Origin of the sequence: Pseudomonas sp. NBRC 111138, assembly GCF_001320835.1 — a bacterium.
Taxonomy (GTDB): domain Bacteria; phylum Pseudomonadota; class Gammaproteobacteria; order Pseudomonadales; family Pseudomonadaceae; genus Aquipseudomonas; species Aquipseudomonas paracarnis.
Window position 1 is genome coordinate 13526 of the sequence record NZ_BCBO01000044.1, and the last position, 14257, is coordinate 27782.

12 protein-coding genes are annotated in these 14257 nt (G+C 61.0%); 5 read left to right on the forward strand and 7 right to left on the reverse strand.

Translation table 11 applies throughout. The features are described from left to right. Positions 1–33: 33 nt before the first annotated feature. Entirely contained in the window at positions 34–279 is a 246-nt protein-coding gene (locus APH41_RS08250) for a hypothetical protein (RefSeq protein WP_019817340.1), read from the forward strand. A 125-nt stretch (positions 280–404) separates the two neighbouring features. Here the strand turns inward: APH41_RS08250 and APH41_RS08255 are convergent, their stop codons facing one another. Beyond that, positions 405–1037, reverse strand: a complete 633-nt coding sequence (locus tag APH41_RS08255; protein WP_054918436.1) for a flavin reductase family protein — start codon at positions 1035–1037, stop codon at positions 405–407. A gap of 177 nt (positions 1038–1214) precedes the next feature. Between APH41_RS08255 and APH41_RS08260 the strand changes: the two genes are divergently transcribed. Continuing rightward, the gene (locus tag APH41_RS08260) at positions 1215–1970 is read left to right on the forward strand and encodes a hypothetical protein (RefSeq protein ID WP_054918379.1); all 756 of its coding nucleotides are present in this window, start codon (positions 1215–1217) and stop codon (positions 1968–1970) included. A 140-nt stretch (positions 1971–2110) separates the two neighbouring features. Here the strand turns inward: APH41_RS08260 and APH41_RS08265 are convergent, their stop codons facing one another. From APH41_RS08265 to APH41_RS08280, 4 genes are all read right to left on the reverse strand, one after another. Then, positions 2111–3430: an MFS transporter gene (locus APH41_RS08265; protein WP_034128609.1), complete on the reverse strand. Its 1320-nt coding sequence runs from the start codon at positions 3428–3430 to the stop codon at positions 2111–2113. A gap of 333 nt (positions 3431–3763) precedes the next feature. Beyond that, positions 3764–5089 carry a sigma-54 dependent transcriptional regulator gene (locus tag APH41_RS08270; protein ID WP_020301344.1) on the reverse strand — a complete coding sequence of 442 codons (1326 nt, stop codon included), beginning with the start codon at positions 5087–5089 and terminating at the stop codon, positions 3764–3766. Then, on the reverse strand, positions 5083–6849 hold the full coding sequence (locus tag APH41_RS08275; protein ID WP_054918384.1) for an ATP-binding protein: 1767 nt from the start codon (positions 6847–6849) through the stop codon (positions 5083–5085). Before APH41_RS08275 ends, APH41_RS08270 begins: the two co-directional genes overlap by 7 nt. A gap of 581 nt (positions 6850–7430) precedes the next feature. After that, positions 7431–8954: a fumarate hydratase gene (locus APH41_RS08280; protein ID WP_003193907.1), complete on the reverse strand. Its 1524-nt coding sequence runs from the start codon at positions 8952–8954 to the stop codon at positions 7431–7433. Positions 8955–9170: 216 nt separating this feature from the next. Here APH41_RS08280 and APH41_RS08285 point away from each other — a divergent pair, with 216 nt between their 5' ends. Then, complete coding sequence (locus APH41_RS08285; protein ID WP_054918389.1) at positions 9171–10112, forward strand: iron-sulfur-binding ferredoxin reductase; 942 nt, start codon at positions 9171–9173, stop codon at positions 10110–10112. 178 nt (positions 10113–10290) lie between these two features. Here the strand turns inward: APH41_RS08285 and pyk are convergent, their stop codons facing one another. Next, positions 10291–11742 carry a pyruvate kinase gene (gene pyk / locus APH41_RS08290; RefSeq protein ID WP_003193904.1) on the reverse strand — a complete coding sequence of 484 codons (1452 nt, stop codon included), beginning with the start codon at positions 11740–11742 and terminating at the stop codon, positions 10291–10293. 173 nt (positions 11743–11915) lie between these two features. Between pyk and APH41_RS08295 the strand changes: the two genes are divergently transcribed. Beyond that, complete coding sequence (locus APH41_RS08295; protein ID WP_003193903.1) at positions 11916–12290, forward strand: tol-pal system YbgF family protein; 375 nt, start codon at positions 11916–11918, stop codon at positions 12288–12290. 221 nt (positions 12291–12511) lie between these two features. Continuing rightward, positions 12512–12871 carry a PilZ domain-containing protein gene (locus APH41_RS08300; RefSeq protein ID WP_019821226.1) on the forward strand — a complete coding sequence of 120 codons (360 nt, stop codon included), beginning with the start codon at positions 12512–12514 and terminating at the stop codon, positions 12869–12871. A gap of 52 nt (positions 12872–12923) precedes the next feature. On the opposite strand, the gene APH41_RS08305 is transcribed toward APH41_RS08300, so the two are convergent. Further along, on the reverse strand, positions 12924–14255 hold the full coding sequence (locus APH41_RS08305) for a DUF58 domain-containing protein (protein WP_054918439.1): 1332 nt from the start codon (positions 14253–14255) through the stop codon (positions 12924–12926). Positions 14256–14257: the final 2 nt, after the last annotated feature.

Here is a 14257-nt window from a genome sequence, read left to right on the forward strand (position 1 = left end):
ATGGTCGACTTTCCATTGGCCAGGACCTGCAACATGGCACGTAAACAATTTGCCCACCACGAAGCCGTTTCCGCCGTAGTACCGGGCGAAGGTGGCTACAGCGCCGCCGTCGCCGTCAAGGCACTGGATGGCATGGGCGCACCCAGGTTTCACAAGATCCTTGATGGGCAGACGTTCAAGACAGCGTCCGATGCCGATGATGCGGCGACGTTGCAACTCGAGCATCTGGTCGATGTGGATGCAGAAGGCCAACTGACCTGGGCGACTGCTGAACGCTGAGGCAGCACACCTAACCAATGTGGTAGCTGGTTTGCCTGCGATAGCGGTGTATCAGTCACTCTTGGGTTAACTGACCCACCGCTATCGCAGGCAAGCCAGCTCCCACAGTTTTGATTGCATTTCAGTCAGGGTTTAATGGCGCCTGGTCTGTGCATTTTGAACAGGGCCTCAGGCCCCAGCTGGAAATAGTCCGCCGGGCCACCCCCGCGCAAAATCGGCTCGGCGGCAGCAGTGTCGTAGATCCCATCCTTGAGCAACCATTTGGCGATGTGCACCGCCACGACCTCGCCCAGCACCAGCCAGCTCGGCACCAATTGCTGGTCGGCACGTTGCAGTTGGATGATCTGCGTCACCTTGCACTCGAACGACACCGGGCTCTCGCCCACCCGTGGTACGCCGACGATTTTCGAAGCCACCGGCGTCAAGCCGGAGAGTTCGAATTCATTCACCTCGGGCGATACGGCCGCGCAGCTCTGGTTCATCTGCTCGGCCAGTGGTCGGGTGGCCAGGTTCCAGACGAATTCGCCGGTCTGTTCGATATTGTTCAGGCTGTCTTTACGCCCGACACTGGAAAACCCAATGATCGGCGGAATGTAGTTGAACGCATTGAAGAAGCTGTAGGGCGCCAGGTTCAGGCGGCCTTCGCGATCGTGCGAGGAGATCCAGCCAATCGGGCGTGGGCCGACGATGGCATTAAACGGGTCATGGGGCAGGCCGTGGCCGTTGGCGGGTTCGTAAAAGTGGATGTCGTCAGGCATGGCCGGGGTTCCTGCTACGCGGTTTGGGAGGCGGTCATAGTGCAATTCATGGCGGTGAATTTCCATCGTGCCCATGGATTTTTCATACATCTGCCACCTATTTTTCACAGTTTCCCCTTCAGTCTGCGCCCAAGGTCAATACCCCCTATAAGACTGAGCCTTGGAGCTATCTACTGCATGAACAAACTTCCTCAGATCACCCTGGCGTTCTGGGTCATGAAAATCTGCGCAACTACCTTGGGCGAAACCGCCGGGGACTTGCTGTCGATGACCTTGAACGTTGGCTACGCCATCAGCTCCATGATCCTCATTAGCGTGTTCCTGGTGACCCTGGTGACGCAACTCTGGTCGAAAACCTACAACCCGGTGCTGTACTGGATCGTGATTTTGTCTACCAGTACTGCGGGTACCACGATGTCCGACTTCATGGACCGCACGCTGGGGCTGGGCTACGCCACCGGGTCGATGATCCTGGTCGTGATCCTGATGATCATCTTTGCATTGTGGCACCTCAGTGGTGACTCGCTGAACGTGAACAAGGTGCAGACCTTCCGAGGGGAGCTGTTTTACTGGATGGCGATCCTGTTCTCCAACACCTTGGGCACCGCATTGGGCGATTTCCTCGCGGACGATTCGGGGCTGGGCTTCGCCGGTGGCGCATTGTTGATCGGCTCAACCATCGCCGCGGTGGTGGTACTCAAGTACTTCACCCGCATCTCGTCGGTATTGTTGTTCTGGGTGGCGTTTGTACTGACACGGCCGTTTGGCGCGACCTTGGGAGATTTCCTGACCAAACCCCATGAAAAAGGCGGCTTGGATTTCGGCACCATCGGTTCATCCGCGGTATTGGCTGCGGTGCTGGTGGTGATGATTGCTGGCGCGTCGTATGCGCAGCGGCGCTATGGGCGCAATGAGGCCGCAGAGTTGTCCTAAGGCTAAATGAGGGAGCGGGCTTGCTGTGGCGAGGGAGCTTGCTCCCGTTCGACAGCGTAGCTGGAGCCAGCTTTTTGGGGGCGCTTCGCACCCCAGCGCAAGCAAGCTTGCTCGCCACAGCAAGCCCGCTCCCACATTTTTTAGTCGGTGGTGATGCGTGAGTGTTTACGCGTGTCTTTCATGGTCACGTACACCATCAACGACACGGCGATACACGCGGTCACGTACCAGTAGTAGCCAGTTTCCATACCGATGCTCTTGAACCACAGCGCGATGTATTCAGCGGTACCGCCGAAGATCGACACGGTCAGGGCATACGGCAGGCCCACGCCCAGTGCGCGGATTTCGGTCGGGAACAGCTCGGCCTTCACCACGGCGTTGATAGAGGTGTAGCCGCTGACGATGATCAGCGCCGCCATGATCAGGAAGAACGCGCCCCACCAGCTCTGGATGGTGTGCAGGGTAGTAAGGATCGGCACGGTGAACAGGGTGCCAAGCACGCCGAAGGCGATCAGGATCGGGCGGCGGCCGATTTTATCCGACAACCCGCCGATGATCGGTTGCAGGCACATGAACAGGAACAGCGTCGCCGCCGAGATGGTGGTGGAGTCGGAGATGCTCATGCCGACCGTGTTCACCAGGTATTTCTGCATGTAGGTGGTGTAGGTGTAGAACGCCAGGGTGCCGCCCATGGTCAGGCCGACCACGGTCATCAGTTCCTTGGGATGGCGCATCAAGGTGCGCATTGCGCTTTCCTTGGCTTTTTCTTTCTTGGTGAACGACTCGGTTTCTTCCATGCCGCGACGCAGGTACAGCGCGACCACTGCACACAAGGCACCGATGGCGAACGGGATACGCCAGCCCCAGGCGTACAGTTGTTCGGTAGTCAGCACCTGTTGCAGCACGATCAGCACCGCCAGCGCGATGAGCTGGCCGGAGATCAGGGTCACGTACTGGAAGCTTGAGTAGAACCCGCGACGTTCCTTGGTGGCCATCTCACTCAGGTAAGTGGCAGAGGTGCCGTATTCGCCGCCGACCGACAGGCCCTGCAGCAGGCGGGCAAACACCAGCAGGATCGGCGCACCGATACCAATGATTTCATAGCCTGGGCTCAGGGCAATCAGCAGCGAGCCGAAGCACATCAGGTACACCGAGGCCATCAAGGCTTTTTTACGCCCGACTTTGTCGGCGTAGAGGCCCATCAGCCAGCCACCGATCGGGCGCATCAGGAAGCCCACGGCGAAGATCGCGGCGGTGTTGAGCAGTTGGGCAGTGGTGTCGCCTTTGGGGAAGAAGGCTTTGGCGAAGTACAGCGAGAAGGCGGCGTAGACGTACCAGTCGTACCATTCGACCATGTTGCCGACCGATCCGCTGAAGATCGACTTGATGCGGCTGGAGGTGGTGCGCTCCTGCGCTTTGACGGCCGTCGATCCCAGAGGCACGGTGTTGGAGTTATCCATTGAAGGATCCTTCATCTAGTTGTTTTTATGGAGCGGCGCGTGCGCAGCCTGTTGGGGCTATAGCAGGAGCTGTGCCAGGTAGAGGAAGGCCCGCAATAGAAGGGTTGCGGGATTTTATTGAGCGGAAATTCGCTGATGGTTTTGGGGTGGTGAGCGGAAATCCGCTTATGGCTGCAGTAATCGTTCCCACGCTCTGCGTGGTAACGCCTGTTGTGACGCTCCGCGTCGCGCCTTTAAAAAGCGACGCAGAGCGGCCTAGGCTGCGTTCCCACGCGGAGCGTGGGAACGATCAGTGTGGGAGCGGGCTTGCCCGCGATGGCGATCCAAAGATCGCTACACAAACATCTCCCTTACCAACCCATGCCGCTGCATCTTCTCATTGAAGGTACGGCGCGGCAGTTGCAACTCGGCCAGCACCGCCTTGATATCGCCCTTGTGACGCGTCAACGCGGCCTTCAGGCAGTGTGCCTCGAACGCCTCCTGCTGCGCCGCTAACGACTGCCCGGCTTCGACCCCTTGCGGTTCCGGCTCGTCTAGCCCCAACACCTGGCGCTCAGCGACGTTGGCCAGTTCGCGCACATTGCCCGGCCAGTCATGGCTGAGCAGGCGCCCCAACTGTGGCCCACTCAAGGGCTCGACCTGGCGGCCCAGACGCTCGGCGGCGCTTTGCGCAAAATGCTCGTACAGCAGGGGAATATCTTCGCGACGTTCACGCAATGGCGGCAGGCGCAGTTGCGCGACGTTGAGCCGATAGGCCAGGTCTTCGCGAAAGCGCCCGGCACGGGCTTCTTCCAGCAGGTCGGGCTTGGTGGCAGCGATGATGCGCAGGTCCACTTGGATACTCTGGTTGGAGCCCAGCCGCTCCAGCTTCTGCTCTTGCAATACGCGCAGCAATTTCACTTGCTGGGCCAGGGGCATGCTTTCGATTTCATCCAGGAACAAGGTGCCGCCGTGGGCATATTCCAGTTTGCCGATGCGTTTGCCGTGGGCGCCGGTGAAGGCGCCGCTTTCATGTCCGAACAGTTCGGCTTCGAACAACTGCTCGGGGATTGCCGCGCAATTGAGGGCCACAAACGGCTTCTTGGCGCGTGGGCCGAAGTCGTGCAGGCAGCGGGCGACCAACTCCTTGCCGCTGCCGGTCTCACCGCGAATCAGCACATTGACCGGCAAACTCGCCAGGTCCAGCACTTGGCGGCGCAAGCTTTGAAGGCCCTTGGACACACCCAGCAGGCTGGACTCCAACTGCGCGCGATGATCGGCCTGTTGATGCAGGCGGCGGTTTTCCAGGATCAGGCCACGCTTGTCCAACGCCCGGCGCAGGCTGTTGAGCAAGGCGTCGGGGCTGAAGGGTTTTTCCAGGAAGTCGTAGGCGCCGTCGCGCATGGCTTCGACGGCCATTGGCACGTCGCCATGGCCGGTGAGCAAAATCACCGGCAAATCGGCATCGCGGCGCTGCACCTCGGCCAACAGTTCAAGGCCGCTGAGCCCCGGCATGCGCACGTCGCTCAGAATCACCCCGGCAAAGTCCTTGGGCAGTTGCGCCAGGCACTCTTCGGCGCGGCTGAACAACTGCACGTCAAACCCCGACAGGCTCAGCCATTGCTCGACGGCCGTGCGAATACTGGCTTCGTCATCGACCACAATCACCGCGTTCAACATAGGTCTGGCGTCTCCAGGGCGATAGGCAGGGTCAAGGTGAAAGTCGCGCCATCGCCACGGTTAGCGGCACCCAGGCGTCCGCCCAGTTCATGCACGATAGCGTAGGACACCGCGAGTCCCAAACCGAGCCCGTCGCCCACTGGTTTGGTGGTGAAAAACGGGTCGAACACGCTGCTCAAATGTTCTTCGGCAATCCCGCCGCCGCTGTCGCAGACGCTCAACTGCCACAGCTGCTGATCGGCGTGCAGGCGGATTTCCAGGCGCTTGCGCGGTTTGTCGGCCATGGCGTCGAGGGCGTTGCGCAACAGGTTGATCAGCACCTGTTCCAGGCGGATCGCGTCGCCACGTACCCAGGCCGGGCGGGTGAGGTCCAGCACCACACCGATGGCTTCGTCACGCAGGCGCGCGTCCAGCAGGTGCAAGGATTGGTCGACCACCGTCGCCAGGTCCAGCTTTTCGCGCAGGCCGCTGGGGCTCTTGCGCGCGAATGTCTTGAGGTGGCCGGTGAGCGCGGCCATGCGCGTGAGCATGTCATCCAATGGCGTGAGAGCCTTGTAGGCATCGTCCACGCGACCATGGTCGAGCAGCAGCCGCAGCGTCGCCAGTTGCATGCGCTGGGCGGTCAGCGGCTGGTTGATTTCATGGGCGAGGGCGGCCGACATCTGCCCCAATGCCGCCAGCTTGGCCGACTGCACCAGGCCATCCTGGGCGGTGCGCAGCGCCTGGGTGCGTTCTTCGACCAATTGCTCCAGTTCTTCACGGCTGCGCTGGCGCAAGCGGGCCAGGCGCCAACGCTGGCTGAGGAACAGCCCCAGGAACACCAATGCCAGCCACGAACCCGCAGCGGCAAGGCCCGCGTTACGTTGGTCTTCAAAGGCAAACTGGGGTTTGCGCAACAGGTGCAGGGTCCAGCCTTCGCGCTTGAGCGGCAGCGACTCCCAGATGTAATTGGCGTTGCCGTCGGGGCCGTTGACGCGGATCAAGTGGCTGTTTTCGTCAAAGCGTTGCAGGGGCTGGGTGTCCAGCGGCTGCAGTTGCTTCTTGTCGTATTGGCGGGTGGCCTTGAGTTCAGCCAGGTCATTTTCGGACAACGGCCGCAGGTTGCGATAACGCCAGCCCGGCTGGTTGGCGATAAACACGATGCCCCGCGCATCGCTGACCAACAGCAGGTCATTGCCCTGGGCCCATTCGCGCTCCAGTTCCGGGAACTCCAGCTTGACCACCATGGCACCGAGGAACTGCTCGTGCTCATCCACGACCGCGCTGGAAAGAAAATAACCCGGAATACCCGTGGTCACGCCCACTGCATAAAAGCGCCCGGTGCCCTGGCTCAAGGTCTGGCTGAAATACGGCCTGAACGCGTAATTGTGGCCGACATAACTGCTGGGCAGGTTCCAGTTGCTGGCGGCCACGGCCAGGCCGGTGCGGTCCATCAGTTCCAGGGTCGAAGACTGCGCAGCGCCGTTGATGCGCTCCAGCTTGCGGTTGAGCCGGTCTTGCGTGGCGGCGTCCAGCGGGCCCTTCAAGGCGCTGATCATCTCCGAATCCAGCGCCAGTACGGCGGGCAGGGCACGGTAGCGTTCGATCAGGGTGTGCAGCGAGTTGGCATACAGCGCGAGCTGCTGATTGGCACGGGCGGCGTCGTCCACCAGGGCCTGGCGTTCGGCATGGCGCGTGGCCAAGGCGGCAGCCAGCACCGCACCGGCGATGATCAACAGAGAATAGAAGGTCAGGCGCAGGGGGCGAGGGATCACGATCATACGATGATGAACAGGCACGGTAAGGGGCGAGCACCATAGCATGGGCAGCTCATATCTTGTGACCAAGGAGCTTGTGGGGGAGCTGGCTTGCCTGCGATGACGGCCTGCCAGCCGACGGCTATCTACCTGACGCCCCACGATCCCAATGTGCGGGCTTGCTCGCGAAGGGGGCCTGGCAGGCGACACAGTTGGATTGTGTGCATATCCATTGCTGCGGTAACGGCCACTTAGGGTTCCGCCCTGACGGCGGGTCACTTTGGAAAAGCCCCAAAGTAACCAAAGGGCTCTTGCCCCACCACTCGGCACCTCGCCTAGGCTCGGTGTGCCCGAACGCAGGCTTGAATCCTTGGGCCGCCGCCACGCGCCATCCATGGCGCGGGGCGGCTAACCCGGCGTCCTGCCGGGTTACCCACGAATTCAAGCCTGCGTTCGGCCAGCGTGGTTTAACGGGGCGCCTGGGATCAAGATCAAAAGCAGGGCAAGAGCAAGAGCAAGAGCAAGAGCAGTTCCCTTGCTTCAGGCATAAAAAAGGCGACTGGGCCGTGGGGCCGCAGTCGCCTTTATTCTTTTGGATGAGGTGCTTACTGCACTTCTACCGCCAGGCTGTCACTGATCTTTTTCTGCCAGATGGCAGGACCGGTGATGTGGACGGACTCACCTTTGCTGTCCACTGCAACGGTGACCGGCATGTCTTTCACGTCGAACTCGTAGATGGCTTCCATACCCAGTTCGGCGAAGGCAACCACGCGCGACTTCTTGATGGCCTGGGCCACCAGGTAAGCGGCGCCGCCCACGGCCATCAGGTACACGGCCTTGTGGTCCTTGATCGCTTCGATGGCGGTCGGGCCGCGCTCGGACTTGCCGATCATGCCCAACAGGCCGGTTTGCTCGAGGATCTGACGGGTGAACTTGTCCATCCGCGTCGCGGTGGTCGGGCCCGCCGGGCCAACCACTTCTTCGCGCACCGGATCAACCGGGCCGACGTAGTAGATAAAGCGGCCCTTGAGGTCCACCGGCAAGGTTTCGCCCTTGTTCAGCATCTCGACCATGCGCTTGTGCGCCGCGTCGCGACCGGTAAGCATCTTGCCGTTGAGCAGTACGGTTTCGCCCGGCTTCCAGCTCTGCACTTCTTCCGGGGTCAGGGTGTCGAGGTTGACGCGACGGGCCGATGGGCCGGCTTCCCAGACGATTTCCGGGTAGGCGTCCAATGGTGGCGCTTCCAGCGACGCCGGGCCCGAGCCGTCCAGCACGAAGTGCGCGTGACGGGTGGCGGCGCAGTTGGGGATCATGCACACCGGCAGTGAGGCTGCGTGCGTCGGGTAGTCCATGATCTTCACGTCGAGCACGGTGGTCAGGCCACCCAGGCCCTGGGCGCCGATGCCCAGTTGGTTGACCTTCTCGAACAGCTCCAGGCGCATTTCTTCGATACGGTTCTGCGGGCCGCGCTTTTTCAGCTCGTGGATGTCGATGGACTCCATCAACACTTCCTTGGCCATTACCGCGGCTTTCTCGGCGGTACCGCCGATGCCGATGCCGAGCATGCCCGGTGGGCACCAGCCGGCGCCCATGGTCGGGACAGTCTTGAGCACCCAGTCGACGATTGAGTCGGACGGGTTGAGCATGGCCATCTTCGACTTGTTCTCGGAGCCGCCACCCTTGGCCGCCACGTCCACTTCCACGGTGTTGCCCGGGACGATGGAGTAGTGGATGACCGCGGGGGTGTTGTCCTTGGTGTTCTTGCGGGCGCCTGCCGGGTCGGCGAGGATCGAGGCGCGCAGGACGTTTTCTGGCAGGTTGTAGGCGCGACGCACGCCTTCGTTGATCATGTCGTCCAGGCCCATGGTGGCGCCGTCCCAACGCACGTCCATACCCACGCGCACGAACACGGTGACGATACCGGTGTCCTGGCAGATTGGGCGATGGCCGGTGGCGCACATGCGCGAGTTGATCAGGATCTGGGCGATGGAGTCACGGGCTGCCGGCGATTCTTCGCGCAGGTAGGCTTCGTGCATGGCCTGGATGAAGTCAACGGGGTGGTAATAGGAAATGAATTGCAGGGCGTCGGCAACGCTCTGAATCAGGTCGTCTTGCTTGATCACGGTCATGAGTCGCGCTCCTCTATAAGGGAACATTCAATAAAGATGGCGCCAGTGTTGCATCGGTCGGCTGAAGCCATCTTTCCAAGGCACGCCAGAATGGTGCAGGCGCGACGCTAAAAAGGCGCGGCAGTATAACCCGGCACGGTGGCCGATACACCCGACTATGGTCAAACTGTCGCAGGCATGATTCCCTGTGCGCGCTCCTTATGATTGAGTCTTTATATGCCTGAACTGTACGTCGGCGAACGCCACTGGTCTGTATCCCTCGGCAGCAACCTGCTGGATGCCTTGAATCAGGCCGGCGTGGCCGTGCCCTTCAGTTGCAGGGCCGGCAGTTGCCATGCGTGCCTGGTGCGTTGCGAGGGTGAGGTTGACGACCAGCAGCCCGAAGCCTTGAGCCCGACGCAGCGCCAGCAAGGTTGGCGCCTGGCGTGCCAGTGCCGGGTCAGTGCGGACCTGAAGGTCGAAGCGTTTGACCCTCAGCGCGATGGCCTGCCCGCCCAGGTGGTGGGCGCCGATTGGCTGAGTTCGACGGTACTGCGCCTGCGCCTGCAACCGGAACGTGCCCTGCGGTACAACGCCGGGCAGCATCTGGTGCTGTGGGCGGGGCAGGTGGCGCGCCCCTATTCTCTGGCGGGCTTGCCCCAGGAAGAGCCGTACCTGGAGTTTCATATCGAGTGTCGCCAACCCGGTGCATTCAGCGATGCGGCGCGACAGTTGAAGGTCGGTGATCCTTTGCGCCTGGGTGAACTGCGGGGTGGAGCACTGCACTATGACCCTGACTGGCAATCGCGGCCGTTGTGGCTGCTGGCTTCCGGTACTGGCCTGGGGCCCTTGTGGGGGGTGTTGCGCGAGGCGCTGCGCCAGGATCACCAGGGCGACATTCGCGTGATTCACCTGGCCCATGAGGCCGAAGGTCATTATCTGGCTGAACCCCTGGCAGCCCTTGCCGCCCGGCATGGGAACCTGACCGTGGAGCTATGGACCGCGGCGCAGTTGCAGCCGGCATTGGCGCAACTGCGGCTGGTTTCCCGGCATACCCTGGCCTTGCTTTGCGGGCACCCTGCCAGCGTCGAGGCCTTTTCCAAGCGCTTGTTCCTGGCGGGACTGCCGCGTAATCAATTGCTGGCGGATGTGTTTCTATCCCGCCCTTTCACTTTATGAAAAGTCTGCTCAAGTCGGTATCTGAGTTTATCGCCGGGTGCTGATGACGCCATCGCAGGCAAGCCAGCTCCCACAGTAGACCGAGTTGTCTAACTATTGTGGGAGCTGGCCTGCCTGCACTGAAATGCAAAAAGCCCCGCCATTCACAGGGCGGGGCTTTTGTTTTTCAGCCTGTCACTCAGACCTGCGGGTCGCCCACATGCAGGATCTTCATGCCATTGGTGCCACCGGTGGTGTGGTAGCTGTCGCCCTTGGTCAGGATGACCCAGTCGCCTTTCTCCACGACGCCGCGTTTGACCAGCTCGTCGATCGCCTTCTGGCTGACTTCGTTCGGTGCCAGCGACGCCGGGTCGAACGGGATGGTGTACACGCCACGGAACATGGCCGCGCGGGCCTGGGCTTCGCGGTGTGGGGTGAACGCGTAGATAGGCACCGAGGAGCGGATGCGCGACATGATCAACGGCGTGTAGCCACTTTCGGTCAAGGCGATGATGGCCTTGACACCCGGGAAGTGGTTGGCGGTGTACATGGCAGCCAGGGCGATGCTCTGGTCGCAGCTTTCGAAGACTTTGCCGATGCGATGGCTGGAGGTCTTGCTGGTCGGGTGCTTTTCGGCACCGACGCAGATACGCGCCATGGCCTGTACGGCCTCCAGCGGGTAAGGGCCGGCGGCACTTTCAGCCGAGAGCATCACGGCGTCGGTGTAGTCGAGTACGGCGTTGGCCACGTCGGACACTTCGGCACGCGTCGGCATCGGGTTCTGGATCATCGACTCCATCATCTGGGTCGCAACGATCACCGCTTTGTTGTGACGGCGTGCGTGCAGGATGATCTTCTTCTGGATACCGATCAGCTCGGCGTCACCGATTTCAACGCCCAGGTCGCCACGGGCAACCATCACGGCATCGGAGGCCTTGATCAGGCCGTCGAGGGTTTCATCATCGGCCACGGCTTCAGCACGTTCGATCTTCGCTACCAGCCAGGCGGTACCGCCGGCTTCGTCGCGCAGCTTACGGGCGTATTCCATGTCGGCGGCGTCGCGCGGGAAGGACACGGCGAGGTAGTCCACTTCCATTTCGGCGGCGAGCTTGATGTCGGCCTTGTCTTTTTCAGTCAGGGCCGGCGCCGTCAGGCCACCACCGCGACGGTTAATGCCTTTGTGGTCGGACAGCGGGCCGCCGATGATCACGGTGCAGTTCAGTTCGGTCGGCGTGGCAGTGTCAACGCGCATCACCACACGGCCGTCGTCCAGCAGCAGTTCGTCACCGACGCCGCAGTCCTTGACCAGGTCCGGGTAGTCGATGCCCACCACGTCCTGGGTGCCTTCGGTCAGCGGGTGGCTGGTGGAGAAGGTGAACTTGTCACCGATCTTCAGCTCGATCCGCTTGTTGGTGAATTTGGCGATACGGATTTTCGGGCCTTGCAGGTCGCCCAAGAGTGCAACGAAGCGGCCATGCTTGGCGGCGAGGTCACGCACCAGCTTGGCGCGAGCCTTGTGCTCGTCCGGGGTGCCGTGGGAGAAGTTCAGACGGGCGACGTCCAAACCAGCCAGAATCAGCTGTTCGAGGACTTCCGGCGAGTTACTGGCCGGGCCAAGGGTGGCGACGATTTTGGTACGACGGACGGACATGCACGGACTCCTGAGTTCAAGCGCTGGGGAAGGCTACTATGCTCTTTCGTTGTAGTCATTGTTCGTTTGCACTACTTATCGACGATTGGCTTGTTTTGGCTGCGGTTGAATGGGCAAACGCCTTGAAGATTTTCGACCAGGGGTCGATACACTGCACAAGACAGGAGAACCCCATGCGAATTTTGCTCGTTGCTGCCCTGGCCGTCAGTGTTGTCGGCTGTACCCGCTGGTCGATGGACCACCATTTGAACAACGCTTACCGTGCCTATGGGGTCGGTGATTGCCAGCGTGTCACCCTGGAGTTGTCCCAGGTCGATCGCGAGAGCCGTACCCGCCGCTACGTGCAACCGGAGGTTTCGATGTTGCGCGGGCAGTGCCTGGAACGCCAGAAACTGTTTGTCGATGCCGCACAGACCTATCAATTCATCATCGGCCACTACCCGTCGAGCGAGTACGCCTATCGAGCCCGTGCGCGGCTCGATACCTTGCAGCAACTGGGGCATCTGCCGGCTGCAGGCCTGGCAAAACCAAGGCCTGCGTCGTTGTAAGGGTATTTGTCGCTTCATGGCTGGCCTGTCGCCAGTCTTGCGCTATTCTTTGAATGTCTGTTTGTGCAGTACCCATTCGAACGGATGCAATGCCCGGATTCGGCAGCTGTTTGGTGACAAGCGGTAGCTGTTGTCACACCGAGATCCAGGGAGAGCGAGCGATTGCTTGTTCCGAATCACTGGCACGGCCAGATTTTTGGCTATTGGATGGCGACTTCACCATGTTTACTGAACGAAGGATCGAGCGGCATCAACTGCCGTATTTTCTGCAGGTGTTCAATCGTATTACTGACAAGCCAATCGGCTATCTTGGAAATGTGTCTGAAAACGGTCTAATGCTGATCAGCTCGTTACCCATGATGACCGAGGTAGATTTCGAGCTACGCTTGAAAGTGCCGGTGGCGCAAGGCGAGTTCAAGGCAATTGACCTCACGGCAACCTGCTTGTGGAGTCACGAGGATGTCACCCCGCAGCATTACGACTCTGGGTTCAGCGTGCTTGAGGCGCCCGAAGAGTACCGGCACCTGATCAACGCGCTGTTGCAGTACTTCAGCTTTTATCCTTTGCAGGCCTCTGTCTGAATTATGCGTGGGGTCGTGGCCGTTTCCTGGCCATGCCCCTGCGCAGTCATCCTCAGAATACCCCGGCCTTTTTCCACTCCAGATAGCGCGTGACCAGCCCGGCACCCAGCGCCGATGGCAAGGTATCGAGCACCGACAGCCCATGGGCACTCAAGCGATCATGGCGTTGGTTGCGGGTGTTGAGGTAATCGATCGTGCCGCTGTAAGCCAGCGCTTCGGGCAATGTCTGCACAGGCGCCTGGCGTAGTTGGTCGAGGACCTCTTCCCTCAGGCTAGTCACCAGTACCCGGTGATGCCTGCCGATACGCTGGACGGCAGCCATCAGCGCTTCATCCTCCTCATCCCGCAGGTTGGTGACGATGATCACCAGTGCCCGGCGTTTTTGACGTGCCAACAACTGGCTGGCGGCCGCCTGGTAGTCGGCGGTTTTTCGCGTGGTCTGCAGGTCATAGACCGCATTGAGCAACAGGTTCAATTGGCCACTGCCCTTGACCGGCTTCAGGTACCGCGGCTGGTCGCTGGCAAACGTGCACAGCCCTACGGCATCGCCCTGTCTCAAGGCAACGTAGCTCAGCAGCAGGCAGGCATTGAGCGCGTGGTCAAAATGGGACAGTTCATCATCCTGGCTGCGCATGTGCTGGCCGCAATCGAGCATGAACACGATTTGCTGGTCGCGTTCGTCCTGGTACTCCCGGGCAATGGGCGTTCGTTGGCGGGCGGTGGCTTTCCAGTCGATCTGGCGCAGGCTGTCACCTTCACGAAACTCGCGCAGTTGATGAAACTCCAGGCCTAATCCTCGCCGCTGATGTTGGCGCACGCCCAGTTGGCTGAGCCAGTTATCCACACCCCGCAACTGCGCACCGTATAAACGTGCGAAATCCGGGTAAACACGAGTGGCATCGTGAGTCTCGACCCAGCGTCGTGCCGACCACAGCCCCAATGGGCTGGGCAGCAGCAGTTCGCAGCGACTGAAATGGAAGTGCCCGCGCCGCAAGGGGCGTACGCGATAGCCCAGCTCAGCGCGTTCACCGGGGCGTAGTTGAATGGATTGAGGCAGGTTCTCCACATTCAGGCCGTCGGGCACATGATCGAACACCTGCACGGTCAGAGGTTGTGGGTAATCGTGCTCCAGGCACAGGCGTACTTCCTCCCAGCGCCCCAGCGCCAGGCTACCAGGCAATGTTCTGTACACGCGGGCCGAAGGGCGGCGACGCAAGCGTGCAGCATCCAGCATCGCCAGCAGCAGCAGGGCCAGCAGCAGGCCCCAGGCTACCGAATGCAAGGTGGCGGGCACTTTGAACTGCAACGCTGCCGAGGCGCCCAACAGGGTGTTCAAGCCGAGCAGAACGCTCAGCCAGGTCAGCAGCAGACGGGTCGGTTTCATGA

Coding starts and splice junctions, on each gene's coding strand:
- APH41_RS08285 (WP_054918389.1), top strand. CDS start 9,171: ATGCCTGAACTGTACGTCGGCGAACGCCACTGGTCTGTATCCCTCGGC.
- APH41_RS08300 (WP_019821226.1), top strand. CDS start 12,512: ATGTTTACTGAACGAAGGATCGAGCGGCATCAACTGCCGTATTTTCTG.
- APH41_RS08280 (WP_003193907.1), bottom strand. CDS start 8,954: ATGACCGTGATCAAGCAAGACGACCTGATTCAGAGCGTTGCCGACGCC.
- APH41_RS08305 (WP_054918439.1), bottom strand. CDS start 14,255: ATGAAACCGACCCGTCTGCTGCTGACCTGGCTGAGCGTTCTGCTCGGC.
- APH41_RS08275 (WP_054918384.1), bottom strand. CDS start 6,849: ATGATCGTGATCCCTCGCCCCCTGCGCCTGACCTTCTATTCTCTGTTG.
- APH41_RS08260 (WP_054918379.1), top strand. CDS start 1,215: ATGAACAAACTTCCTCAGATCACCCTGGCGTTCTGGGTCATGAAAATC.
- APH41_RS08270 (WP_020301344.1), bottom strand. CDS start 5,089: ATGTTGAACGCGGTGATTGTGGTCGATGACGAAGCCAGTATTCGCACG.
- APH41_RS08295 (WP_003193903.1), top strand. CDS start 11,916: ATGCGAATTTTGCTCGTTGCTGCCCTGGCCGTCAGTGTTGTCGGCTGT.
- APH41_RS08265 (WP_034128609.1), bottom strand. CDS start 3,430: ATGGATAACTCCAACACCGTGCCTCTGGGATCGACGGCCGTCAAAGCG.
- pyk (WP_003193904.1), bottom strand. CDS start 11,742: ATGTCCGTCCGTCGTACCAAAATCGTCGCCACCCTTGGCCCGGCCAGT.
- APH41_RS08255 (WP_054918436.1), bottom strand. CDS start 1,037: ATGCCTGACGACATCCACTTTTACGAACCCGCCAACGGCCACGGCCTG.
- APH41_RS08250 (WP_019817340.1), top strand. CDS start 34: ATGGCACGTAAACAATTTGCCCACCACGAAGCCGTTTCCGCCGTAGTA.